This is a genomic window from Streptomyces sp. NPDC059224, assembly GCF_042754285.1.
Classification (GTDB): Bacteria; Actinomycetota; Actinomycetes; order Streptomycetales; family Streptomycetaceae; genus Streptomyces.
The window spans coordinates 164069-188060 of sequence record NZ_JBHZAN010000009.1; the positions used below are offsets into that span (position 1 = coordinate 164069).

20 protein-coding genes are annotated in these 23992 nt (G+C 72.6%); 13 read left to right on the forward strand and 7 right to left on the reverse strand.

Annotation, left to right across the window (positions count from 1 at the left end):
• Positions 1–70: 70 nt before the first annotated feature.
• The 4 genes from ACFXI4_RS12020 to ACFXI4_RS12035 form a co-directional block, all read right to left on the reverse strand.
• Positions 71–751: a response regulator gene (locus tag ACFXI4_RS12020; RefSeq protein ID WP_384989693.1), complete on the reverse strand. Its 681-nt coding sequence runs from the start codon at positions 749–751 to the stop codon at positions 71–73.
• Positions 748–1992 (reverse strand): sensor histidine kinase, encoded by a 1245-nt coding sequence (locus ACFXI4_RS12025; protein WP_384989695.1) that lies wholly within the window; start codon positions 1990–1992, stop codon positions 748–750. The genes ACFXI4_RS12020 and ACFXI4_RS12025 overlap by 4 nt, the downstream gene beginning before the upstream one ends.
• A gap of 143 nt (positions 1993–2135) precedes the next feature.
• Positions 2136–2414: a hypothetical protein gene (locus ACFXI4_RS12030; protein WP_294008958.1), complete on the reverse strand. Its 279-nt coding sequence runs from the start codon at positions 2412–2414 to the stop codon at positions 2136–2138.
• A 28-nt stretch (positions 2415–2442) separates the two neighbouring features.
• Positions 2443–3234: a PspA/IM30 family protein gene (locus tag ACFXI4_RS12035; RefSeq protein ID WP_362730221.1), complete on the reverse strand. Its 792-nt coding sequence runs from the start codon at positions 3232–3234 to the stop codon at positions 2443–2445.
• A gap of 199 nt (positions 3235–3433) precedes the next feature.
• Between ACFXI4_RS12035 and ACFXI4_RS12040 the strand changes: the two genes are divergently transcribed.
• The 3 genes from ACFXI4_RS12040 to ACFXI4_RS12050 all read left to right on the forward strand — a co-directional run bounded on the left by ACFXI4_RS12040 (position 3434) and on the right by ACFXI4_RS12050 (position 6044).
• Positions 3434–4108, forward strand: coding sequence for a DUF3043 domain-containing protein (locus ACFXI4_RS12040; RefSeq protein ID WP_362730224.1), 675 nt, complete (start codon positions 3434–3436; stop codon positions 4106–4108).
• A gap of 83 nt (positions 4109–4191) precedes the next feature.
• The gene (locus tag ACFXI4_RS12045) at positions 4192–4893 is read left to right on the forward strand and encodes a class I SAM-dependent methyltransferase (protein WP_384989698.1); all 702 of its coding nucleotides are present in this window, start codon (positions 4192–4194) and stop codon (positions 4891–4893) included.
• A gap of 71 nt (positions 4894–4964) precedes the next feature.
• On the forward strand, positions 4965–6044 hold the full coding sequence (locus ACFXI4_RS12050; protein ID WP_384989699.1) for a S1C family serine protease: 1080 nt from the start codon (positions 4965–4967) through the stop codon (positions 6042–6044).
• A 42-nt stretch (positions 6045–6086) separates the two neighbouring features.
• Here the strand turns inward: ACFXI4_RS12050 and ACFXI4_RS12055 are convergent, their stop codons facing one another.
• Positions 6087–6299: a hypothetical protein gene (locus ACFXI4_RS12055; protein ID WP_234542644.1), complete on the reverse strand. Its 213-nt coding sequence runs from the start codon at positions 6297–6299 to the stop codon at positions 6087–6089.
• A 139-nt stretch (positions 6300–6438) separates the two neighbouring features.
• Here ACFXI4_RS12055 and ACFXI4_RS12060 point away from each other — a divergent pair, with 139 nt between their 5' ends.
• Complete coding sequence (locus ACFXI4_RS12060) at positions 6439–7638, forward strand: bifunctional adenosylcobinamide kinase/adenosylcobinamide-phosphate guanylyltransferase (RefSeq protein WP_384989700.1); 1200 nt, start codon at positions 6439–6441, stop codon at positions 7636–7638.
• A gap of 57 nt (positions 7639–7695) precedes the next feature.
• On the opposite strand, the gene ACFXI4_RS12065 is transcribed toward ACFXI4_RS12060, so the two are convergent.
• Positions 7696–8670 (reverse strand): class I SAM-dependent methyltransferase, encoded by a 975-nt coding sequence (locus ACFXI4_RS12065; protein WP_384989701.1) that lies wholly within the window; start codon positions 8668–8670, stop codon positions 7696–7698.
• Between the two features lie 141 nt (positions 8671–8811).
• Between ACFXI4_RS12065 and cobT the strand changes: the two genes are divergently transcribed.
• From cobT to ACFXI4_RS12080, 3 genes are all read left to right on the forward strand, one after another.
• Positions 8812–9978 (forward strand): nicotinate-nucleotide--dimethylbenzimidazole phosphoribosyltransferase, encoded by a 1167-nt coding sequence (cobT, locus tag ACFXI4_RS12070; protein WP_384989702.1) that lies wholly within the window; start codon positions 8812–8814, stop codon positions 9976–9978.
• Positions 9979–10051: 73 nt separating this feature from the next.
• On the forward strand, positions 10052–11827 hold the full coding sequence (locus ACFXI4_RS12075; RefSeq protein ID WP_384989703.1) for a phosphatidylglycerol lysyltransferase domain-containing protein: 1776 nt from the start codon (positions 10052–10054) through the stop codon (positions 11825–11827).
• 10 nt (positions 11828–11837) lie between these two features.
• Entirely contained in the window at positions 11838–12563 is a 726-nt protein-coding gene (locus ACFXI4_RS12080) for a hypothetical protein (RefSeq protein WP_384989705.1), read from the forward strand.
• Here ACFXI4_RS12080 and ACFXI4_RS12085 read toward each other — a convergent pair.
• Positions 12500–13267 carry a hypothetical protein gene (locus ACFXI4_RS12085; protein ID WP_384989706.1) on the reverse strand — a complete coding sequence of 256 codons (768 nt, stop codon included), beginning with the start codon at positions 13265–13267 and terminating at the stop codon, positions 12500–12502. The genes ACFXI4_RS12080 and ACFXI4_RS12085 overlap by 64 nt on opposite strands.
• Positions 13268–13327: 60 nt before the next feature.
• Between ACFXI4_RS12085 and ACFXI4_RS12090 the strand changes: the two genes are divergently transcribed.
• The 6 genes from ACFXI4_RS12090 to aceE all read left to right on the forward strand — a co-directional run bounded on the left by ACFXI4_RS12090 (position 13328) and on the right by aceE (position 23938).
• A complete protein-coding gene (locus ACFXI4_RS12090) occupies positions 13328–14122 on the forward strand; it encodes an adenosylcobinamide-GDP ribazoletransferase (protein ID WP_384989708.1) in 795 nt (264 codons plus the stop codon).
• A 373-nt stretch (positions 14123–14495) separates the two neighbouring features.
• The gene (locus ACFXI4_RS12095) at positions 14496–16034 is read left to right on the forward strand and encodes a leucyl aminopeptidase (RefSeq protein WP_362717405.1); all 1539 of its coding nucleotides are present in this window, start codon (positions 14496–14498) and stop codon (positions 16032–16034) included.
• A gap of 333 nt (positions 16035–16367) precedes the next feature.
• Positions 16368–17756, forward strand: a complete 1389-nt coding sequence (lpdA, locus tag ACFXI4_RS12100; protein ID WP_362717402.1) for a dihydrolipoyl dehydrogenase — start codon at positions 16368–16370, stop codon at positions 17754–17756.
• A 60-nt stretch (positions 17757–17816) separates the two neighbouring features.
• A complete protein-coding gene (sucB, locus tag ACFXI4_RS12105; protein ID WP_384989709.1) occupies positions 17817–19589 on the forward strand; it encodes a 2-oxoglutarate dehydrogenase, E2 component, dihydrolipoamide succinyltransferase in 1773 nt (590 codons plus the stop codon).
• A gap of 508 nt (positions 19590–20097) precedes the next feature.
• Entirely contained in the window at positions 20098–20721 is a 624-nt protein-coding gene (locus ACFXI4_RS12110) for a GntR family transcriptional regulator (RefSeq protein WP_384989711.1), read from the forward strand.
• 514 nt (positions 20722–21235) lie between these two features.
• On the forward strand, positions 21236–23938 hold the full coding sequence (aceE, locus tag ACFXI4_RS12115) for a pyruvate dehydrogenase (acetyl-transferring), homodimeric type (RefSeq protein ID WP_362729117.1): 2703 nt from the start codon (positions 21236–21238) through the stop codon (positions 23936–23938).
• Positions 23939–23992: the final 54 nt, after the last annotated feature.

Below are 23992 nucleotides of genomic sequence, written 5' to 3' on the forward strand. Positions count from 1 at the left end.
CGCTCGTGTAGGCCCTGGGTGCCGTCCTTTGTCCGTCTCCTACTCCCGCCGCAGTACGCCGGGGTGGAGATCAGTCCATCCGCGGACGGACCAGCCCCGACTCGTAGGCGATCACCACGAGCTGGGCCCGGTCCCGGGCGCCCAGCTTGGCCATGGCCCGGTTGACGTGCGTCTTCACGGTCAGCGGGCTGACTTCGAGGCGCTCGGCGATCTCGTCGTTGGAGTGCCCGCCGGCGACCTGGACCAGCACCTCGCGCTCGCGTGAGGTGAGCGCGTCCAGCCGCTCGGCGCGGGCCGGGTCACGGCCGTCGGCGGCGTCGCCCTGGGCGAGGAAGCGGGCGATCAGCCCCTTGGTGGCGGTCGGGGAGAGCAGCGCCTCGCCGCCGGCGGCGACCCGGATGGCGCTCAGCAGTTCCTCGGGTTCGCTGCCCTTGCCGAGGAAGCCGGAGGCGCCCGCGCGCAGCGCCTGCACCACGTAGTCGTCCACCTCGAAGGTGGTCAGTATGACCACCCGGACTTGTCCGAGGGACGGATCCTCGCTGATCAGCCGGGTGGCGGCCAGTCCGTCCGTGCCCGGCATCCGGATGTCCATCAGGACGACGTCGGCCCGGGTCTCCCTGGCCAGCCTCACCGCCTCGACGCCGTCGGAGGCCTCGCCGACCACCTCCATGTCGGGCTCGGAGTCGACGAGCACGCGGAACGCGCTGCGCAGCAGGGCCTGGTCGTCGGCGAGCAGGACACGGATCGTCATGCGGAATCCCCCAGGGCGGCCGTGCGGTGGTCCGGACGGCCGTCGGTGTCGGTCTTGACCGGCAGGATCGCATGGACGCGGAAGCCGCCGCCGTAGCGGGGGCCGGTGGTGAGGGTGCCGCGCAGCGCGGTGACGCGCTCGCGCATGCCGAGCAGGCCGTGGCCGCCGCCTTCCTCGGGGGCGGTGGCCTCGCCGGAGCCGTTGTCGAGGACGGTGACCTCGATGTGCGGTCCCACGCGTACGACGCTGACCTCGGCCTTGGCTTCGGATCCCGTGTGCTTCTGCACGTTGGTCAGGGCCTCCTGGATGATCCGGTAGGCGGCGAGGTCCACGGCGGCGGGCAGGGTGGTGCCCTGGTCGGCGCGGGCCACCTCGACCTGGAGGCCGGCGTTGCGGAAGGTGTCGGCGAGCTCTTCGAGGCGGTGCAGGCCGGGAGCGGGTTCGGTGGGGGCCTCGGGATCGCCGGACTGGCGGAGCAGGCCGACGGTGGCGCGCAGTTCGTTGAGCGCGGAGCGGCTGGCCTCGCGGACGTGGGCGAGGGCCTCCTTGGCCTGGTCGGGCCGCTTGTCCATGACGTGTGCGGCCACGCCCGCCTGCACGTTGACCAGGGCGATGTGGTGGGCGACGACGTCGTGCAGGTCCCGGGCGATGCGCAGCCGCTCCTCGGCGACCCGGCGGCGGGCCTCCTCCTCGCGGGTCCGCTCGGCACGCTCGGCGCGCTCCCGGATGGCCTGCACGACGGCCCGCCGGCTGCGCACCGCGTCCCCCGCGGTGGCGCCGATGCCGGTCCAGGCGAAGATCGCGAGGTTCTCCTGGGCGTACCACGGGAGCGGGCCCGCGGCCATCGCGGCGGTGGTCAGCACGGTCATGGTGAGCAGGCCGGCCCGCAGGGTGGTGCGGCGGTCGGTGGTGGCGGCGACGGTGAAGAGGGCGACGACGGCGGCCATGGCGACGGGGGCGCGGGGGTCGCCGGTGACGCACTCGACGACGGAGGCCGCGCCGGTGACGGCCAGGACCGTCTTCGGGGCGTACCGCCGGAACACCAGGGCGCCGGCCGCCAGCGTCATGAGCACCAGGCTGAGCGGGTCCGGGGTGCGGATGCCCCAGGCGACGCCGTGCGCGCCGTGCGGGACGGCGAAAGAGCTCACGATCATGCAGACGAGAGCACCCGCGGCGATGACCGCGTCCACGGCCAGCGGATGGGCGCCGACTCTGCAGCGGGCTCTTTCGAAGGGGCTCACGGTGTGAACAGTACGGCCGGTCGGGGCGAGCCGGAACCGTCGGTTCGGCCCGCCTCGCGCACCGCCCGGTTTCCCCCCGGCCCGACCGGCCCGCTCGGCTGACGGGCCAGGGTGCGGGCGTCGGGGACGTCAGCGGGAGCGTGTCACCCCGGGATGAGGCCGTCGTCCCTCAGCAGTGCCCTGACCTCCTCCAAGGTCGCGTCCGGGGAGGGAAGGATCAGGTCCGAGGGTTCCAGGGCGTCGTCCGGGAGCGGAGTGCCCAGCTCCCGGACCTTGTCCAGGAGGGCGGTCAGGGTGCGGCGGAAGGCTGCCTCGTCACCGGACTCCGTCTCCGCCAGGAGTTCGTCGTCCAGCTTGTTCAGTTCGGTGAGGTGGCTGTCGGCCAGCCTCACCTGGCCCTCCCCCATGATCCTTACGACCATGTCGGCCATGTCGCCCTCCAGGCGTCGGCTACTGCTTGTCGAAGCGCGGGGTGTCCTGCGGCTGCTGCGCCTGCTGGCCCTGGCCGGCGCCGCCCTCGATCGCCTGCTGCGGCTGGCCGCCGGCCAGCTCGGCCTTCATCCGCTGGAGCTCCAGCTCTACATCCGTACCACCGGAGAGGCGGTCCAGCTCGGCGGCGATGTCGTCCTTGGCCATGCCGGTCGGGTCGTCCAGGGCGCCGGAGGCGAGCAGTTCGTCGATGGCGCCGGCGCGGGCCTGGAGCTGCTGCGTCTTGTCCTCGGCACGCTGGATGGCGAGGCCGACGTCGCCCATCTCCTCGGAGATGCCGGAGAAGGCCTCGCCGATGCGGGTCTGGGCCTGGGCGGCGGTGTAAGTGGCCTTGATGGTCTCCTTCTTCGTGCGGAAGGCGTCCACCTTGGCCTGGAGGCGCTGGGCCGCGAGGGTGAGCTTCTCCTCCTCGCCCTGGAGGGTGGCGTGCTGGGTCTCCAGGTCGGTCACCTGCTGCTGGAGGGCGGCGCGGCGGGACAGCGCCTCGCGGGCGAGGTCCTCGCGGCCGAGCGCGAGCGCCTTGCGGCCCTGGTCCTCCAGCTTGGTGGACTGCTGCTGGAGCTGGTTCAGCTGGAGTTCGAGCCGCTTGCGGGAAGTGGCGACGTCGGCCACCCCGCGGCGCACCTTCTGGAGCAGCTCGAGCTGCTTCTGGTACGAGTAGTCAAGGGTCTCGCGCGGGTCCTCGGCCCTGTCCAGGGCCTTGTTCGCCTTCGCGCGGAAGATCATCCCCATACGCTTCATGACACCGCTCATGGGCTTCGCGCGCCCCCTTCTGACGGACTCCAGCTCACAGATCCTGCGACAGAACCCACAGTACGGGCCCTGCCTCCATTACCGCACTGTTCGGGGACCGATGCGCTCATCCCCAAGGACGACTGCCGACGGTTGCGCTCCGGCACAGGTAGTAGGTGGCCCCCTGAGCGAAGCGTCTGCAACGTCCCCTCTGTCCCCCATGGAGACGACCGGCGTTGCGGGATCGTTCCCCATCGGACTAGGGCCCACACCCGTCCACCCATTACCCTTGGGTTTTGTGTTCCGTAGCCGTGCCAAGGAAGAGAAGGCCCCCGCCGACAAGGCGGCGGTGACCGACTCCAAGCAGACCCGTGACCCGCAGGCGCCCAAGGGCAGGCCCACGCCCAAGCGCAGTGAGGCCCAGACCCAGCGCCGCAGCGTGGCCAGCACACCGACGAACCGCAAGGACGCCGCCAAGCGCCAGCGGGACGACCGGCGCGCCGCCATGGAGCGGCAGCGCCAGGCGCTGGCCACGGGCGACGAGCGGTACCTGCCGGCCCGTGACAAGGGCCCGGTCCGCAAGTTCGCCCGCGACTGGGTGGACTCGCGTTTCAACGTGGCGGAGTTCTTCCTGCCGCTGGCCGTGGTCATCCTGGTGATGAGCGTGGTCAACAACGCGGCGATCAAGAACATCGCGCTGCTGCTGTGGCTGGTCGTGATCGTGCTGATCGTGCTCGACGCGGCGGTGAGCGGCATCCGGCTGCGCAAGCGTCTCGCCGAGCGGTTCCCGGACCAGAACAAGAAGGGTGCCGTGGCCTACGGTCTGATGCGCTCCCTCCAGATGCGCCGGCTCCGGCTGCCCAAGCCGCAGGTCAAGCGCGGAGAGCGGCCCTGAGCACAGAGCCTTTCTCCGGGGGTGCGGCACAGGCCTGGCTGACCGGGCTGGGCGGGCTGCGTGACGTCGTCCGGCAGGAGCTGGTGGCCCGGCAGCTCGACGAGCAGATAGCCGGGCGGTTCCCGGTCGGACAACGGCTGCGGGTGCTCGACGTGGGGATGGGCCAGGGCACGCAGGCGCTGCGGCTGGCTCGCGCCGGGCACCAGGTGACCGGTGTCGAGCGGGAACCGACGATGATCGCGGCCGCGCGTCAGGCCCTGGCCGGTGAGCCGGAGGGGATCCGCGAGCGGGTCCGGATCGTCGAGGGGGACGGACGGGACACGGGCGTCCACTTCCTGCCGGGCAGCTTCGACCTGGTGCTCTGTCACGGTGTGCTGATGTACGTCGAGGAGCCGGACGCGCTGCTGGCCGGGCTGGCCCGGATGCTGGCGCCGGGCGGGCTGCTGTCGCTGCTGGTGCGCAACGCCGACGCGCTGGCCATGCGGCCGGGGCTGAGCGGGGACTGGACGGGCGCGCTGAACGCCTTCGACACCGTCTCCTACCGCAACCGGCTGGGCCTGGAGGTGCGGGCCGACCGGCTGACCGCCGTGATCGCCGCACTCGCCGGCATCGGTGCGCCGCTGCACTCCTGGTACGGCGTGCGGGTGTTCACGGACACCGTCGCGGACGGCGCCGGACTTCCCGCCGACGTGGAGACGCTGCTGGCGGCTGAGGAGCGCGCGGGCCGGACGGATCCCTACCGTGCGGTCGCGGCGCTGCTGCACCTGTGCGGGGTCCGCGGCTGAACCCGCCGCGTGCTGCTCGTTCGGGTCAGCAGTACGAGCCGGACCGGCACCCCGCGACGAGACTCGGGGGCATGGACGTTTCCCGTACCCTTCGCGGCTTGCGTACGGCCGCCGCGCTCGGCTCCTGCTGTCTCGTCCTCGTCTCCGGCTGCTCCGGCTTCGACGGCGCCACCGCCGAGGACCGTTCGGACACCCGGGCCGCCCAGGCGGCGGCCGTTCCGATGGCGGCGACCGACCTGCAGAACCGGTACCAGAAGGTGATCAAGGACGTCCTGCCGTCGGTGGTGCAGATCCAGGCCAGTCACGACCTGGGCTCCGGCGTGGTCTACGACGACAAGGGACACATCGTCACCAACGCCCACGTCGTCCAGGGCGAGAAGAAGTTCAAGGTGACGACCGCCAACAAGGAGGAACCGTTCACCGCGTCGCTCGTCTACTCCTACCCCGAGCAGGACCTGGCGGTCCTCAGGCTCGACAGGATCCCGGAGGGGCTGAAGGCGGCCGCCTTCGGGGACACCGAGAAGGTCGAGGTCGGTCAGATCACGCTGGCCATGGGCTCGCCGCTCGGGCTGTCGTCCAGTGTGACCGAGGGCATCGTGTCGGCGACCGGACGGACCGTCAGCGAGAACCAGGAGGGGGGCGGCACCGGCGCCACCATCCCGAACATGGTGCAGACGTCGGCGGCCATCAACCCCGGCAACAGCGGCGGCGCCCTGGTCGACCTGAACGGCCAGGTCATCGGCATCCCGACGCTCGCCGCGAGCGACCCCGACCTGGGCGGCAGCGCGGCACCCGGGATCGGGTTCGCCATCCCGGGGTCGATGGTGAAGACGGTCGCCGACCAGATCATCAAGCAGGGCAAGGTGACCGACTCGGGGCGGGCCGCGCTCGGCATCAGCGGGCGCACGGTCGTCGACGTGAACTACCAGCCCGCCGGGGTCGCCGTCGTGACCGTGAAACCGCGGGACGCCGCCGACAAGGCGGGCATCCGGCCCGGCGACATCATCACCAAGCTGGGCGACGACGACATCACCACCATCACCTCACTGGCCGAGTCGCTCGCCGTGGACCGGCCGGGCCAGAAGACGACGGTGACGTACAGCCGGAACGACGTCCGGCAGACGGTGGACGTCACGCTGGGCGAGCAGTGACGGCGGGGCGGCCCGCTGGGGACCGCCCCTGACCGGCACCTCTCAGGACTCGTCCGCGTGCAGGCTCATCGGGCCGTAGATCTCGGTGGCGTCCTCGTAGAGCCGCACCTGGTCGGCGCCGCCGGCCAGCAGGGCCTTCCACTGCTCGCCGATCCAGGACTCGGCATCGCCCTGGGTGGTGAACTCCTCTGGCTCCACCGCGGGTTGGACCTCCGTCCCGTCGGCCTTCTCGAACCGCCACGTCCATGCCGCCATGTAGGCCTCCTTTGATCCAACTGATGCATCGTATGCGGTTGGGCGGGGGCGCCGGTATAACTCCGCTGGTTGTGAGGCGGGTGCGGTCCGTGCGGCGCCCGCTGGGGCGAGAACCGTGGGGACGGGTGAAAATCAGGGCGTGGAAGTGACTTTGCTCGGTACCGGTGCTCCCGCGGGGCTGCCCCGCCCGGACTGCCCCTGCGCGGCCTGTGCCTGCGCCGTCGGGACGGATGCCCGGGCCGCCACCGCGGCACTCGTCGACGGCACGCTGCTGCTCGACCTGACGCCGGGCGCGGCGTTCGCGGCGGCGCGGGCCGGACGGTCCCTGACCGGCGTGCGGCAGGTGCTGCTGTCGCATCCGCACGACGGACCCGCCGTCGAGGTGCCGGCCGGGCTGCCGCAGCCGGGGCGGGTGCCGGACGGCCGGGAGCTGGCGCTGCTGACCGGGCACCGGGTGCGGGCGCTGGCGATGGACGCGGGCGGCACCGGGTACGCGGTGACCGGCCCCGACGGGCAGCGGCTGCTGTACCTGCCGCCGGGTGGTGCCCCGGCCGGGCTGGAGAACGGGCGCACGGAGGCGTACGACATGGCGCTGCTCGACGTCGTGGGACGTCCGGACGCGCTGGCGCGGCTGCGGGCGGTGGGGGCGGTGGGGGCGGCCACCGACGTCGTCGCCGTCCATCTGGACCACGACGTGCCGCCGGGGCCGGAGTTGCGGCGGCGGCTGGCGGCGGCCGGGGCGCGGGCCGTGCCGGACGGTACGACGCTGACGGTGGGGGTGTACGAGGAGGTGCCCGACGTGCCGCGCCGGACGCTGGTGCTGGGCGGTGCCCGGTCGGGCAAGTCCGTGGAGGCCGAGCGGCGGCTGGAGTCCTTCCCGGACGTGCTCTACGTCGCCACCGGAGGGACGCGCGGCGGTGACGGCGAGTGGGCGGCGCGGGTGGCCGTGCACCGGGAGCGGCGGCCGGGGTCGTGGCGTACCACGGAGACGTGTGACCTGGTGCCGTTGCTGGCGGAGGACGGGCCCCCGTTGCTGGTGGACTGTCTGTCGCTGTGGCTGACGGACGCGATGGACTCCGTCGGGGCGTGGGACGACACCGAGTGGGCGTCGGGCGGGGAGAAGGCGCTGCGGGAGCGGGTGCGGGAGCTGACGGAGGCGGTGCGCTCGGCCCGCCGGACGCTGGTCGCCGTCTCCAACGAGGTGGGGTCGGGCATCGTCCCGGCCACGGCGTCGGGGCGCCGGTACCGGGACGAACTGGGCCGCCTGAACACGGCGTTCGCGGGCGAGTGCGAGCAGGTGGTGCTGGTGGTGGCGGGGCAGGCGGTGGTGCTGCGGTAGCGGCGGGGAGCGGTCACCGGCGTCGGGAGGGTGCCGCCGCGGCCGGACGGCGGGTCGTCAGCGGGACTTTCTCGCGATGATCCGGTACCCGTTGGAGAAGGGGGTGCGGCTCAGCAGCGGGGCCAGCGCCCGGTCGACGGCCGCCGCCACGGCCACCAGCGGGGCCGTCGCGCCCAGCGCCCGCTTCGGCAGCACCCGGCCCAGCATCAGGGCGAGCGCCGCGGAGATGTCGCAGGGGAGGTGGGCCGCCTTCCGGTCGGCGCTCAGGATCTCGCAGCCCTGGGACTCCAGTTCCGCCCGCAGGTTGGCCGGCGGCACCAGATGCAGGTGACGGGGCTGGCCGTACGGCACCCACCACCTGCCGAGCAGCGCCCCGAAGCCGCTGCGCGGGTTGGCGACCTCGATCAGGAGGTGGCCGCCGGGCCGCAGCGCCGCCAGTGCCGCGCGGAGTTCGGCGCGCGGGTCGGGGGCGTGTTCGAGGTGCCGGAACAAGCTGACGACGTCGTAGCGGGCGCGCAGCCGGGCCAGCATGTGGGGGGCCGTCAGATGGCCGCAGTGGGCCTCCTCCAGGTGCCCGTCGGCCTGCGCCCACGTCACCCGCAGGGTCGAGTCCACACCGTCGAACGAGGTGTACGGCAAGACTTCCTTCGCCGTCTGCGGGAAGTGGGCGCGGCCCGTCCCGACGTCCAGCCAGCTCTCCGGTTCGGTCAGCGCCTGCATCACGCGGGCGGCGGCGCGGTGCCGGCGGCGGCCGGCTCGGGTCGCGAGCATGCCGTCGGTGTGGTCCTCCAGACGGCCCTCGTAGTAGTCCCGGTGGTAGAGCGTGAAGCCCTCCGCGGTCAGCCGGGGGTTCTGGAAGGTGTGGGCGCAGTCGCGGCACTCGTCGACGCTGAACCTGCCGGGCCGGTGATGGAGGAGGTCGGACGTGCGCAGCCGGGTGCGCAGGCGTCCGGAACCGCACCAGGGACAGTCCTCGCGGCGCGGCTCGTGGAACCCGTCGGTGTCCGGGAGGAGTTCGGGTGTGGGCGGCATGAGCGGCTCCCTGTGCTCCCTGTACGCAATCTCCTGCAAAACGGAACGTATGGGATGCCGATCTTGCCTGCCAAGACGCCGTGCGGGTGTGGTGGCGATCTGGAAACGAACCGTTCGTTCGGTGCCGGTACTGTTCGGCGAATGAGCTCGCTTAATCTCGACGACTTCACCGACCTGATCGAGCGCCCCGACGGCGGAGTGCGCCGTGACGCGGAGGCCCGCCGGGAGCGGCTGGTCGTGCCGCCCGGGTCGCTGGGCCGCCTCGACGACCTGGGTGAGTGGCTGGCCGCCGCGCAGGGTTCCGTGCCGGTACGGCCGCTCGAACGGCCGCGGGTCCTGCTCTTCGCCGGTGACCACGGCGTCGCCGAACTCGGCGTGTCCGCGCGGCCCGCGGGGACCGCCGGGCTGCTGGTGCGGGCGGTCCTGGAGGGGGCCAGCCCGGTGGCGGTGCTGGCGCGGCGGCTCGGGGTGCCGCTGCGGATCGTCGACATGGCACTGGACTGCGACCCGGACACGCTGCCGGCGGAGGTCGTACGGCACCGGGTGCGGCGCGGCAGCGGCCGGATCGACATCGAGGACGCGCTCACCCTGGAGGAGGCCGAGGCGGCCTTCCGGGCGGGGATGGCGCTGGCCGACGGGGAGGCCGACTCGGGGACCGATCTGGTGGTGCTCGGCGATGTGAGCGTCGGGGGAACCACGGCGGCCTGTGTGCTGGTCGCCGCGCTGTGCGGGACCGACGCGTCGGTGGTGACCGGACGGGGCGGGCTCGCCATCGACGACCTGGCGTGGATGCGCAAGTGCGCGGCGATCCGGGACGCGCTGCGGCGGGCGCGGCCGGTGCTCGGGGACCAGTTGCAGTTGCTGGCGACGGTCGGCGGGGCCGATCTCGCGGCGATGACCGGGTTCCTGCTGCAGGCGGCGGTGCGGAAACTGCCGGTGGTGCTGGACGGGGTGGTGGCGGCCGCGTGTGCGCTGGTGGCGCAGCGCATCGCGTTCCGGGCGCCGGACTGGTGGCTGGCCGGCCACGACAGCGGCGAGCCGGGCCAGGCGAAGGCGCTGGACCGGATGGCCCTGGAGCCTCTGCTGGAACAGGGCGTGACGGTGGGCGAGGGGGCGGGAGCACTGCTCGCCCTCTCCCTGGTCCAGTCCGCCGCGGCCCTGGCGGGCGAACTCCCGGAGGCACCGGAGGAGGCGGCCGTGGAACAGGACGCGGAAGTCCAGGAGGACAAGGAAGCCCGGGAAGCCCAGGAAGGCCGGCAGGACCAGGCAGAGGACGCGCGAGCGGAGCGGGACGAGCCGGAGCGGTAGCGGGAACACCGGCGACGGCGAGACCCGTGCGTGTGACGGCGTTCGCCGCGGGGCGCCCATATGATCCATCTCCATGGGAGATGTCCGAATTGCCGTTGAGCGGTGGCGGGCCGGCGGGGTTTCCCGGCGGGCCGCCGCCTTCGCCGTGTGGTACCTGCGGGCCGCCGCCTTCGTCAACTTCCTCAGCGCGGTGTGGGTGTCGTTGGGGCAGGACGTGCGACGGCACAACCAGGAGGACTTCTTCACGCCGTACCTGCTGACCGCGGGCTTCGCCTCCGGCGTGTTCACCGCGTTCCTCGCCATCACGATGCGGCGGCGCAAGCGGGCCGCCTGGATCCTCAACCTCGTGCTGAGCGGCCTGTTCCTCGCACTGTTCGCGTTCGCCATGGCGTTCCCGGAGATCCGGCGGTACCCGCAGAACTGGATCTCGATCGCGCTGACCGCCGCCTTCGTGGGCGCGCTGCTCCTCGGCCGCCGGGAGTTCTACGCCAAGGGCGACCGGGCGAACCCGCGGCTCGCCGCGACCGTGGCCACCGGCGGCGGCCTGCTCGCCTCGCTGCTCGCCGCCCTCCTCGTGTCCGTCACCAACCAGGCTCCGCACGCCGCCCGTTCGACGTTCGCGGAGCGCTGGCACTACGGCACCCTGCGCCTGGTCTCGGTCGCCGCCGACCCGTCCCGGTTCCCGCACATCGCGCCGCCCAACTGGGTGAACGTCTCCGTCAACGTGCTGAGCACGCTCCTCGTCCTCGTCGTCCTGTACGCCGCCTTCCGCTCCCGCCGGGCCGTCGACCCGATCACCGAGGACGACGAGAAGCGGCTGCGGGAGCTGCTGGAGCGGCACGGCGAGCGGGACTCGCTCGGGTACTTCGCGCTGCGCCGGGAGAAGAGCGTCGTGTGGTCGCCGACCGGGAAGGCGGCGGTGGCCTACCGGGTGGTGGGCGGGGTCAGCCTCGCCTCCGGGGACCCGATCGGGGATCCGGAGGCCTGGCCGGGGGCGATCGTGCCGTGGCTGAGCGAGGCCCGGGCGCACGGGTGGATCCCGGCGGTGATGGGGGCGGGCGAGGAGGCCGGGACCGTCTACGCGCGGCACGGGCTGGACGCGCTGGAGCTCGGTGACGAGGCGATCGTCGAGGCCGCGGAGTTCACGCTGGAGGGACGGGCCATGCGGACCGTCCGGCAGGCCCACAACCGGGTCGGGCGGGCGGGCTACTCGGTGCGGATCCGCCGTCACGAGGACATCCCCGGCGACGAGATGTCGTACCTCCTGCGACGCGCCGACGACTGGCGGGACGGCGCCACCGAGCGCGGGTTCAGCATGGCGCTGGGCCGGCTCGGGGACGGCCGGGACGGACGGTGCGTGATGCTGGAGTGCACGGACGGGGAGGGCAGGCTGCGGGCGCTGCTGTCGTTCGTGCCGTGGGGTCCCGGCGGGCTCTCGCTCGACCTGATGCGGCGGGACCGGGACTCCGACAACGGGCTGATGGAGTTCATGGTCATCGAGCTGCTGCGGCGCGCCGGAGAGATCGGGATCACGCAGGTCTCGCTCAACTTCGCGATGTTCCGGTCGGTCTTCGAACGTGGAGCACGGCTCGGCGCGGGACCGGTGCTGCGGCTGTGGAGGTCCTTGCTGAGCTTCTGCTCCCGGTGGTGGCAGATCGAGTCCCTGTACCGGGCCAACGCCAAGTACCGGCCCATCTGGGAACCCCGGTTCCTGCTCTTCGAGAAGAGTGCGGACCTGCCGCGCATCGGCCTCGCCTCGGCGCGTGCGGAGGGATTCCTGGAGGGACCGGGGCTCTTGAAGTGGCTGCACCGACGGCGCCTGGACACGGACCGGGAGGCTCACCGATGAGGACCTCCGGATGAGACGGCTCAGCCGCTGGGCCCGCGCCGAATGGGGTCTGCTGTACGCCACCGTGCGCGGCCCGCTGGCGAAGCGGCGACTGCGGGCCGTGCCGATGTCGGTGGCGGCGGCGGGCCTGACGGCGTTGCTGCAGTTCGTCCAGAACCAGTCGTGGGGCTACCGGTTCGTGCAGGACATCGGGGGCGTGCGCGCCGCGGACCCGTTCTGGCCGGCCCTGCTCCGCACTCCCCTGTCGCTGTTCGTGCCGGCCCTGGACCTGCCGGTGTGGGGCGCGCTGGCGCAGATCCTCTTCGTGTTCGGCATCGCCGAGGTGTGCCTGGGGTGGTGGCGGACCCTCACCGTCGCGTACGTCGCGACCCTCGCCGGCACCCTCTACGCCCGTGCCGGCATCGCGCTGGGCCCGCACAGCCCCCTGGGCCTGCCCGCCTCGGACGCCTGGGTGGTGGACACCGGTCCCTCGGCCGCCGTCGTCGGGCTCGCGGTCGTCGTCGGATGGCGGTACGGCGCGCATGTCACCGCGGGCGCCGTGGCGGCGGCGATGGTGGTCGAGGTGGCGCTGAAGGACAACCTCGCCGGCAAGGAGCATCTGGCGGCCATCGCGGGCGTGGCGGCGCTGTACGCGGCGGTGGCGGCGGGACGGCGGCTGGGCCACCGGTGGCGTCAGCGGCGGCCGGGCAGCCGGGCCGGTTCCGGACGGTCGGGCTTGCCGCCGATCCAGTCCTGAAGGGTTCTGCTCAGCCGGGCCCAGCGGCGGTCGTGGCGGTAGGCGCGCAGCCCGGCCCTGGCCCGGGCGCGCGGGCGGCCGGGGTAGAAGCGGCGGGCCCAGGCCGAGCCGGGCCGGGCCAGCCGGACCGCGCCGACGATGCCGACGAACGGGACGACCACCCCGAAGATCGCGGTACGGGCCTTGCCCTTGCTGAGGGCGACGAGCGAGAAGAGGAAGTTCCCCACGATGTTCGCGATGACGGCGCTGCGGTCCTGGAGTTCGTCGGCCGTGATGTCGTTGACGCCGAACGGCGAGAACCCGGCAAGCAGCAGCCCGACCATCGCGGCGGTGATGACGACGACCTCGACGCTCTGGCGGCCCTCCTCGGTCCAGTAGACGTCGTCGAGGTGCAGGATCAGCGCGAACTCGTCGAGGACGAGCCCGGCTCCGACGCCGAAGACGATCGCGGCGAGGGCCGCGCCGAAGCCCTGCCGGCCGCTGGCCACCGCGCCGAACCCGCCGATGACGACGAGGACGACCCCCGGGACGACGTGGTGGATGTGCAGCCCGCCCGCCTTCACGTTGCCGAACGGGCCCTTCCCGGCGCGGATCAGCCGGGTGATGACCCGGGTGATCACAAAGGTCAGGACGAAGGCGGTCAGGGCGAGCAGCAGGGGGAGTTTGCCCGGCTCGACGATGTTCCGCTCCAGCCAATGTCCCATGTGCGCACTTTATCCCTGGTCATGGCACGCACCTTCCTGACCAACGGGTAACCTGCGCCGGTGGCTGCGACCTCTGCGACTTCCTGGCGTGACGGCCTGCGCTTCGCCTTCGGCACGCTCACCGTGTTCCCCGTGCGGGTGACCCGCTGGGACCGCGAGGCGGCCCGGGGCGGCATGCTGCTCGCGCCCCTGGCGGGCCTCGCCGTCGGGCTCTGCGCGGGCGCGGTCGGGGCGCTGCTGGTCCTGGCCGGGGCGAGTGCGCCGGTGGCCGCGGTGGCGGCGGTCGCGGTTCCGGCCGTGCTCACCCGGGGGCTGCACCTGGACGGACTCGCCGACACCGCCGACGGCCTGGGCAGCGGCAAGCCGGCCGAGGAAGCGCTGCGCATCATGAAGCAGTCGGACATCGGGCCGTTCGGCGTGATCACGCTCGTCCTCGTCCTGCTCGGGCAGGCGGCCGCGCTGGCACAGGCCTACGGCGACTCGTGGCAGCGGGGGCTGCTGGCCTCGGTCGTCGCGGCGACGGTGGCCCGGCTGGCGATGAGCCTGGCCGCGGTCCAAGGGGTGCCCGCGGCCCGCCCGGAGGGGCTGGGGGCGGCGGTGGCCGGGGTGGTCCCGAAGGCGGGTGCCTCGGCGGTCACGATCGCGGTGATGGTGGTGGCGGCGGGGGCCGGAGCGCTGCTGGGGCCGGCCGACAGTCTGCGGGCGCTGCTCGCGGTGGTGGTGGCGGAGGCGGCCACGGATGTGCTGCTGCGGCTGTGCAGGCGGCGGTTCGGCGGGGTGACGGGGGACGTGTTCGGGTGTCTCGCCGAGACGGCGGCCACCGCGGCGCTCGTGGTCCTCTCGCTGGGGGGTTGAGGGACGTTCCCGGCGGGGCGTGGCCGCCGGGCGGTCACCGGTGTACGGAATCCCGAACTCGTAGGTGCCGAGCGGGAGTTGCGGCTTCGCTCCGCGGGGTGCCGTCGGCGAGGATCGTCCGTGAAGGAACCGGGCGTCTCCCGGGCCGCCCACCGGGAGAGGGGGAGACGGCCTTGACGCCGCCCCCGGGTGAACACCCGTGGGAATGAGCGGACGCATACACACGCGTAGGCTCGTCCCGGGTGTTCGCCGACAGGGTGAAGGCCCCGGTGTTCATGCGCCCCGAGGCCTCTGCCTAGGGTCGCCTCCCGGGCCCGGTCGACCCACCCACTCGGCCACAGCAACTCAACATCGGAAGCGAGATCCCACCACCGTGACTGCTCTCACTCTCAGCACCTCAGCGGCGCCCGGCCTCCGGGCCGACGCGATCGTGATCGGTGTCGCCAAGGGCACGGGTTCCCGGTCCGGGGACCTGGTCGTAGCGCCGGGCGCCGAGGCCGTGGACAAGGCCTACGACGGCAAGCTCGCCGGCGTCCTGGAGACCCTCGGTGCCTCGGGTGCCGAGGGCGAACTGACCAAGCTGCCCGCCCCGGCCGGCTTCAAGTCCGCGCTCGTCATCGCGGTCGGTCTGGGCTCCGTGCCCGACGACGGCGCCGACTACGACGCCGAGGCTCTGCGCCGGGCGGCCGGCATCGCGGCCCGCACGCTGAACGGCGCGAAGAAGGCGGCCTTCGCGCTGCCCGTCGAGGACGCTGCCGCCGTCGGCGCGATCGCCGAGGGCGTACTGCTCGGCGCCTACTCCTTCGACGTCTACAAGGACAACAGCGGCAGCGGGAAGGCGAAGAACGGCAAGGCACCGCTCGCCGACGCCGTCCTGCTCGGCGGCAAGCCGCGGGACGCGGCCCACAAGGCGGCCCTCGCCCGTGCCACCGCGGTCTCCGAGGAACTCAACCGCGCCCGCGACCTCGTCAACACCCCGCCGAACGACCTCACCCCGGCCGCGTTCGCCGCCATCGCGCAGCGCGCGGCCAAGGAGCACGGCCTCAAGATCCAGATCCTGGACGACAAGGCGCTCGCCAAGGACGGCTACGGCGGCATCCTCGGCGTCGGCGGCGGCTCGGCCGCGACCCCGCGGCTGGTGAAGCTGTCGTACACGAGCCCCGAGGCCGACAAGCACCTCGCCTTCGTCGGCAAGGGCATCACCTACGACTCGGGCGGCATCTCGCTCAAGCCGGCCGGGCACAACGAGACGATGAAGTGCGACATGAGCGGCGCGGCGGCGGTCTTCGCGGCCGTCGTCTCGGCCGCGCGCCTCGGCCTGCGGGTCAACGTGACCGGGTGGCTGGCGCTCGCCGAGAACATGCCGTCCGGCTCGGCCGTGCGCCCGGGTGACGTGCTGCGCATGTACAGCGGCAAGACGGTCGAGGTCCTCAACACGGACGCCGAGGGCCGGCTGGTCCTGGCCGACGCGCTGTGGGCGGCGTCCGCGGAGAACCCGGACGCGATCGTCGACGTGGCGACGCTGACCGGGGCGATGATGCTGGCGCTGGGCAGCCGGACGTTCGGCGTCATGGCCAACGACGACGCGTTCCGTACGGCGATCCACGAGGCGGCCGAGGAGGTCGGCGAGCCGGCCTGGCCGATGCCGCTGCCGGAGCACCTGCGCAAGGGAATGGACTCCCCCACCGCGGACATCGCGAACATGGGCGAGCGGATGGGCGGCGGGCTGGTGGCCGGCCTGTTCCTGCGCGAGTTCGTCGGTGAGGGGATCACCTGGGCGCACCTGGACATCGCGGGCCCGGCGTTCAACGAGGGCGGCCCCTTCGGCTACACGCCCAAGGGCGGGACCGGGTCCGCGGTGCGGACGCTGGTGCGGCTGGCGGAGCTGACGGCCGAGGGTGACCTGGGCTGACCTCGGGTTCTGTGGACGGGACCTCGCGCGCGGGTAGGGCGGGGTCCCGTCGCCCACTGACCGGGGACTTTCGGTCATGTGGCGACTGCGGGCGTTTCGTGGCTGATCGCGCAGTTCCCCGCACCCCTTCGGGGCGCTGTCCTCACGGCGTCGTCAGGTGAGCGTGTGGTGTCTCACACCCAGGCCCGGCGTCTCGTTCGCCTCCGACAAGTGCGAAGATGGGGCTCGGCAGGACAGGGCCCCCACCACAGGGCCGAAGAAGAGCGGCCGGACACCAGCCGCCGCGCGGTCACCGTTGACCGGCGTACGGCGCACATGCATGGAGGACGTGACGTGGCGAACGACGCCAGCACCGTTTTCGACCTAGTGATCCTCGGCGGTGGTAGTGGCGGTTACGCCGCGGCCCTGCGCGGGGCTCAGCTGGGCCTGGACGTCGCCCTGATCGAGAAGGACAAGGTCGGCGGTACCTGCCTGCACCGGGGTTGCATCCCCACCAAGGCCCTGCTGCACGCGGGCGAGATCGCCGACCAGGCCCGCGAGAGCGAGCAGTTCGGTGTCAAGGCCACCTTCGAGGGCATCGACGTGCCGGCCGTGCACAAGTACAAGGACGGCGTGATCGCCGGTCTGTACAAGGGCCTGCAGGGTCTGATCGCCTCCCGCAAGGTGACGTACATCGAGGGCACGGGACAGCTCTCCTCCCCGACCTCCGTCGACGTGAACGGCCAGCGCATCCAGGGCCGCCACGTGCTTCTCGCGACCGGCTCCGTGCCGAAGTCGCTGCCCGGCCTGGAGATCGACGGCAACCGCATCATCTCCTCCGACCACGCCCTCGTCCTGGACCGCGTGCCGAAGTCCGCGATCATCCTGGGCGGCGGGGTCATCGGCGTCGAGTTCGCCTCCGCCTGGAAGTCCTTCGGTGCCGACGTCACCGTCATCGAGGGCCTCAAGCACCTCGTCCCGGTCGAGGACGAGAACTCCTCCAAGCTTCTTGAGCGCGCGTTCCGCAAGCGTGGCATCAAGTTCAACCTGGGCACCTTCTTCTCGAAGGCCGAGTACACCGCCGACGGCGTCAAGGTCACCCTCGCCGACGGCAAGGAGTTCGAGGCCGAGGTCCTGCTCGTCGCCGTCGGCCGCGGCCCGGTCTCGGCCGGTCTCGGCTACGAGGAGCAGGGTGTCGCCATGGACCGCGGTTACGTCCTGGTCGACGAGTACATGCGGACGAACGTCCCGACCATCTCCGCCGTCGGTGACCTGGTCCCGACGCTCCAGCTCGCGCACGTCGGTTTCGCCGAGGGCATCCTGGTGGCGGAGCGGCTGGCCGGTCTGAAGACCGTTCCGATCGACTACGACGGTGTTCCCCGGGTCACGTACTGCCACCCGGAGGTCGCCTCCGTGGGCATCACCGAGGCCAAGGCCAAGGAGATCTACGGCGCGGACAAGGTCGTCGCCCTGAAGTACAACCTGGCGGGCAACGGCAAGAGCAAGATCCTCAACACCGCGGGCGAGATCAAGCTCGTCCAGGTGAAGGACGGTGCCGTCGTCGGCGTCCACATGGTCGGCGACCGCATGGGCGAGCAGGTCGGCGAGGCCCAGCTGATCTACAACTGGGAGGCGCTGCCCGCCGAGGTCGCCCAGCTCATCCACGCCCACCCGACGCAGAACGAAGCGATGGGCGAGGCGCACCTGGCCCTGGCCGGCAAGCCGCTGCACTCGCACGACTGACCCTCGGTCGACACACGCGACGACTCAGACTTCCGCAATTCGTAAGGAGCAACCGAAACCATGGCGGTTTCCGTAACCCTTCCGGCGCTCGGCGAGAGCGTCACCGAGGGCACCGTCACCCGCTGGCTGAAGGCCGAGGGTGAACGCGTCGAGGCCGACGAGCCGCTGCTCGAGGTCTCGACCGACAAGGTCGACACCGAGATCCCGGCCCCCGCCTCGGGCGTCCTCGCCTCGATCAAGGTCGCCGAGGACGAGACCGTCGAGGTGGGCGCCGAACTGGCGATCATCGACGACGGCACCGGCGCGCCCGCCCCGGCCGCTCCGGCCCCGGCCGCCGAGCCGGCCCCCGCCGCCGAGCCGACGCCGGCTCCGGCCGCTGCCCCGGCCCCGGTGGCCGAGGCCCCCGCCCCGGCCCCCGCCGCCGCCCCGGCCGCACCGGCCGGCGGCGCCTCGGGCACGGACGTGGTCCTGCCCGCGCTCGGCGAGTCCGTCACCGAGGGCACCGTCACCCGCTGGCTGAAGTCGGTCGGCGACGAGGTCGCCGAGGACGAGCCGCTGCTCGAGGTCTCCACCGACAAGGTCGACACCGAGATCCCCGCGCCGGTCGCCGGTGTGCTGCTGGAGATCGTGGTCGCCGAGGACGAGACCGCCGAGGTCGGCGCCAAGCTCGCCGTCATCGGTGCCCCGGGTGCCGCTCCGGCGGCCGCCCCGGCCGCGCCCGCCCCGGCGCCCGCCGCCGCTGCCCCCGCTCCGGCGCCCGCTCCGGCGCCGGCTCCGGCTCCGGCGCCCGCCCCGGCCGCCGCCGCTCCGGCTCCGGCCGCCCCGGCCCCCGCGCCGGCCGCCCCGGCCCCGGTCACCCCGGCCGCGGCTCCGGCTCCGGCCTCCGCGGTCGACGAGGGCGCCTACGTCACCCCGCTGGTGCGCAAGCTCGCCGCCGAGAACGGCGTCGAGCTGGGCTCCGTCAAGGGCACCGGCGTCGGCGGGCGTATCCGCAAGCAGGACGTGCTCGCCGCCGCGGAGGCCGCCAAGACCGCCGCGGCCGCCCCGGCCCCCTCGGCCGCCGCCGCTCCGGCAGCCGGTGCGAAGAAGACCCCCAGGCTGGAGGTCTCCCCGCTCCGTGGCCAGACCGTCAAGATGCCCCGCATCCGCAAGGTCATCGGCGACAACATGGTCAAGGCCCTGCACGAGCAGGCCCAGCTGTCCTCGGTGGTCGAGGTCGACGTGACCCGCCTGATGCGCCTGCGCGCCCAGGCCAAGGACTCCTTCGCCGCGCGCGAGGGCGTCAAGCTCTCCCCGATGCCGTTCTTCGTCAAGGCGGCGGCCCAGGCGCTGAAGGCCCACCCGGCCATCAACGCCCGGATCAACGTGGAAGAGGGCACGATCACCTACTTCGACACCGAGAGCGTCGGTATCGCGGTGGACTCGGAGAAGGGCCTGATGACCCCGGTCATCAAGCACGCGGGCGACCTCAACATCGCCGGCATCGCCAAGGCCACGGCCGACCTGGCCGGCAAGGTCCGCGCCAACAAGATCACCCCGGACGAGCTGTCCGGCGCGACCTTCACCATCTCCAACACCGGCTCGCGCGGCGCGCTGTTCGACACGATCATCGTGCCGCCGAACCAGGTCGCGATCCTCGGCATCGGTGCCACGGTCAAGCGTCCGGCCGTCATCGAGACGGAGGAGGGCACGGTCATCGGCGTCCGCGACATGACGTACCTGACCCTGTCCTACGACCACCGCCTGGTGGACGGCGCCGACGCGGCCCGCTACCTGACGGCCGTCAAGGCGATCCTGGAGGCCGGCGAGTTCGAGGTCGAGCTCGGTCTCTGATCCGCCAAGGGTCCCTCGGTGCCCCGTCCGGAGCTGCTGCTCCGGGCGGGGCACCGTCGTATCACCCGGGCGCCGCGGAGCGGTCGGCACCTCGGCGGGGTGCCAAGCCGGCCGCCCGGATTCCCCACGGCCCCGTCACGCCCAGCGGTCCGTGCCGGCGCCGCGGAAGCCCCGCCCCGCGGACCGCACCGGCGATCCTCCGCGCCGTCCTGGCCCTGCCGCCGTGCGCTCCCGCGCCCGCCGGTCCCCGGCCCGGTGGTCACGACGCTCCTCCCGGGCCGGGGGACCGCCCCGGCGGAGTCCCCACCGGAGCCCCTCCCACCGCAGGGTCGCGCGGGTGAGTCGGTGGTCACGGCTCCGCGGCGGCTCCGGTACGGGGCTTTACGGATCCCCTCCGGCTGGGCAGCGTGTAAGTCTCATCTCACCTGCACGAAAGCGCCCCCGTGCGCCTCTCCCGAGAGGCGGTCCGGCCGTATTGTCTAAACGTCAACGCCCTTAAGGAGCTCCCATGACCGCGCCCGTCGTCCACTCGCTGCGCGAACAGATCCGCGAGCACATCGTGGAGGGAATCGTCAGCGGGCGCTGGAAGCCGGGCGAGCGGATCGTGGAGCGGCGGATCGCCACCGAGCTGGAGGTCAGCCAGACGCCGGTGCGGGAGGCGCTGCGGGAGCTGGAGTCGCTGCGGCTGATCGAGTCCGCGCCCAACAAGGGCGTGCGGGTGCGGAACCTGACGGCGGCCGACCTGGAGGAGAGCTACCCGGTGCGGGCCGGGCTGGAGGCGATCGCCGCGGAGCTGGCGGCGGAACGGCTGGCGTCGGACTGCTCGGCGCTCGAACCGCACGTCACGGCGTTGTACGAGGCCGATCGGAACACCGACGGCACGGCACAGGTCCGCCACACGGTCGGCTTCCACCGCGAGCTGGTCCGTGCGGCCGGGAACTCGGTGCTGCTGCACACCTGGGAAGGCCTGGGCATCGAGGTGTTCACGGCGCTGTCGATCCGCTGGCTGGGAACGGTCCAGCAGTCGTACGCCGAGGAGCACCAGGAACTGGTGGCCGCGTTCCAGCGCCGCGACCCGAGGATCGCCGAGATCGTGAAGGCCCACGTCCTGGGCTGCGCGCCGAGGCCGTGACCCGGGGCGGGCCCGGCTCCGCCGAAGACCGCCGGCACGGGCCGAGAACGCCGCTCGGGCGCACTGGGGGGCACCCCCGGCCGTCGGCCGGGGGGAGGCTGCGCGACCGGCCGCGCGACGACGCCGCACCCGACCGGACCACCAGCCGCAACGGCGCGCGGCAACGCCCCGCACCGCGGAAGACCACCCTCCCGGCCGGTCACCGTCGCGACGGACGCAAACGCCCGCCGAACGCCTCTCGCCGCACAAGAGCGTCCCCCCGCTCACACACCGCCTCACCTGCGTAAACGCCGATCCGATCACGTCACCCGGTGCCATTGGCGAAGGCACCGCGTGCCGACTTTCTTCAAATCGAGAAGTTTTGCCCTGAACCCTTTGATCGATCATCGATCAGGGAGTTATTGTCGCCGACGGGCCCGCACCCGGGCCCGCCGCCCTGTCCTGCCAAAGACCAAGGGCAACCCCTGAACCCTTACCGATGAGGGAACCCCCTTCGACTGAGGAAGGCGGCGTCATGACCGACTCCAACGCCATCCAGCCGAGCGCGCTCGACCAGCTCCCGGACCGGGATCCGGAGGAGACCGCCGAATGGCAGGCCTCTCTGGACGCCGTGGCCAGGGAGGCCGGGCCGCACCGTGCCGCATACCTGATGCGCCGTACGCTGGAGCGCGCCGAAGCGGGCGGCATCGCGCTGCCGAAGCTCCTCGAGACCGACTACGTCAACACCATCCCCACCGCCACCGAGGCAGCGATCCCCGGCGACGAGGAGATGGAGCAGAGGATCACCGCGTGGAACCGCTGGAACGCGGCCGCGATGGTCACCCGGGGCAGCAAGCACGGCGTCGGCGGCCACATCGCCACCTTCGCCTCCGCGGCCTGGCTCTACGAGACCGGCTTCAACCACTTCTTCAAGGGCAAGGAGGGCGACGGCAGCGGTGACCAGCTCTACATCCAGGGGCACGCCTCCCCCGGCATCTACGCCCGCGCCTTCCTCGACGGCCGCCTGACCGAGGCGCAGCTCGACAACTTCCGCCAGGAGGCCGGCGGCAACGGCCTCCCGTCCTACCCGCACCCCCGCCGCCTGCCCTGGCTGTGGGAGTTCCCGACGGTGAGCATGGGCCTCGGCCCGCTCTCGGCGATCTACCAGGCCCGCTTCAACCGGTACCTGACCGCGCGCGGCATCAAGGACGTCTCGTCCTCGCACGTGTGGGCGTTCCTCGGTGACGGCGAGATGGACGAGCCGGAGTCCACGGCCGCCCTCGCACTCGCCTCCCGCGAGGGCCTGGACAACCTGACCTTCGTCATCAACTGCAACCTGCAGCGCCTCGACGGCCCGGTACGCGCCAACTTCAAGATCGTGCAGGAGCTGGAGGCCCAGTTCCGCGGCGCCGGCTGGAACGTCGTGAAGTCGCTGTGGGGCAGCGCCTGGGACGAGCTGTTCGCGCTCGACACCACCGGCGCGCTGGTACGACGCCTGCGCGAGGTACCGGACGCCCAGGTACAGACGTACCAGACCCGGGACGCCGCCTACATCCGCGCCGACTTCTTCGGCAAGGACCCGGCGCTCGCCGAGATGGCGAAGCTGCTGAGCGACGACAAGATCACCGAGTGCTTCCACTTCTCCCGTGGTGGTCACGAGGCCCGCAAGGTGTACGCGGCCTACAGGGCGGCGCTCGCCCACAAGGGCGGCCCGACCGTGATCCTCGCCCAGACCGTCAAGGGCCACACCCTCGGCAGCGGCTTCGCGTCGAAGAACGCCAACCACCAGATGAAGAAGCTGACGGTGGACGAGTTCAAGACGATGCGCGACCTGCTCGAACTGCCCATCGCGGACAGCGCCTTCGCCGACGGCCAGGTGCCCTACGGCCACCCCGGCACCGACTCCCCCGAGGTGCGCTACCTCCAGGAGCGCCGCGCGGCCCTCGGCGGCCCGGCCCCCGCCCGCCGTACGCACGCCCTGGCCCCGCTGCCGGCCCCCGCCGACAAGGCCTTCGCCTCCTTCGACAAGGGCTCCGGCTCGCAGAACCTGGCGACCACGATGGCCTTCGTCCGGCTCGTCAAGGACCTGGTCCGCGACAAGGAGACCGGCCGCCGCTGGGTGCCGATCGTCCCCGACGAGGCGCGCACCTTCGGCATGGAGAGCCTGTTCCCGTCCCTCGGGATCTACTCGCCCAAGGGCCAGACGTACGAGCCGGTCGACCGCGACCAGCTGATGTACTACAAGGAGGCCAAGAACGGCCAGATCCTCAACGAGGGGATCACCGAGGCCGGTTCGATGGCCGACTTCATCGCCGCGTCCACCGCGTACGCCACGCACGGCGAGGCGATGATCCCGTTCTACATCTTCTACTCGATGTTCGGCTGGCAGCGCACCGCCGACCAGATGTGGCAGCTCGGCGACCAGCTCGGCCGCGGCTTCCTGGTCGGCGCGACCGCCGGCCGCACGACCCTGACGGGCGAGGGCCTCCAGCACGCCGACGGCCACTCCCCGGTGATCGCCGCGACCAACCCGGCCGCGCTGTCGTACGACCCGGCGTTCGCCTACGAGATCGCGGCGATCGTCAAGGACGGTCTGCGCCGCATGTACGGCGAGCCGGCCCAGGGCGAGGACCCGAACGTCTTCTACTACCTGACCGTCTACAACGAGCCGCTGCCGCAGCCCGCGAAGCCGGCCGGGCCCGGCGTCGACGAGGGCATCGTCAAGGGCCTGTACCGCTTCAACACGGCGGAGTCGGCCGGGCTCACGGTGGTGGCGAACGCCCCGCGCATCCAGCTGCTCGGCTCCGGCACGGCGATCCACTGGGCACTGAAGGCGCAGCGGCTGCTCGCCGAGGAGTGGGGCGTGGCGGCCGACGTCTGGTCCGCGACCTCCTGGACGGAGCTGCGCCGTGACGCCATGGAGGCGGACGCGGCCCTGCTGCGCGGCGAGGAGCGGATGCCGTACGTCCGTCAGGCCCTGCAGGGTGCCGAGGGCCCGGTGCTTGCCGTCTCCGACTACATGCGCCAGGTCCCCGACCAGATCGCGCAGTGGGTCGAGCAGGACTACTCCTCGCTGGGCGCCGACGGCTTCGGCCTCTCCGACACCCGGGACGCGGCCCGCCGCCACTTCGGCGTCGACGCCGAGTCGGTCGTCGTCGCGGCCCTGGCCCAGCTGGCCAGGCGCGGCGAGGTCAAGGCCACGGCGGTGAAGGAGGCCCGGGAGAAGTACGGGCTGTAGGCACCACCGAGGTCCGGTGCAGGGGAAGGGGTACGGCCGCCGCCGTACCCCTTC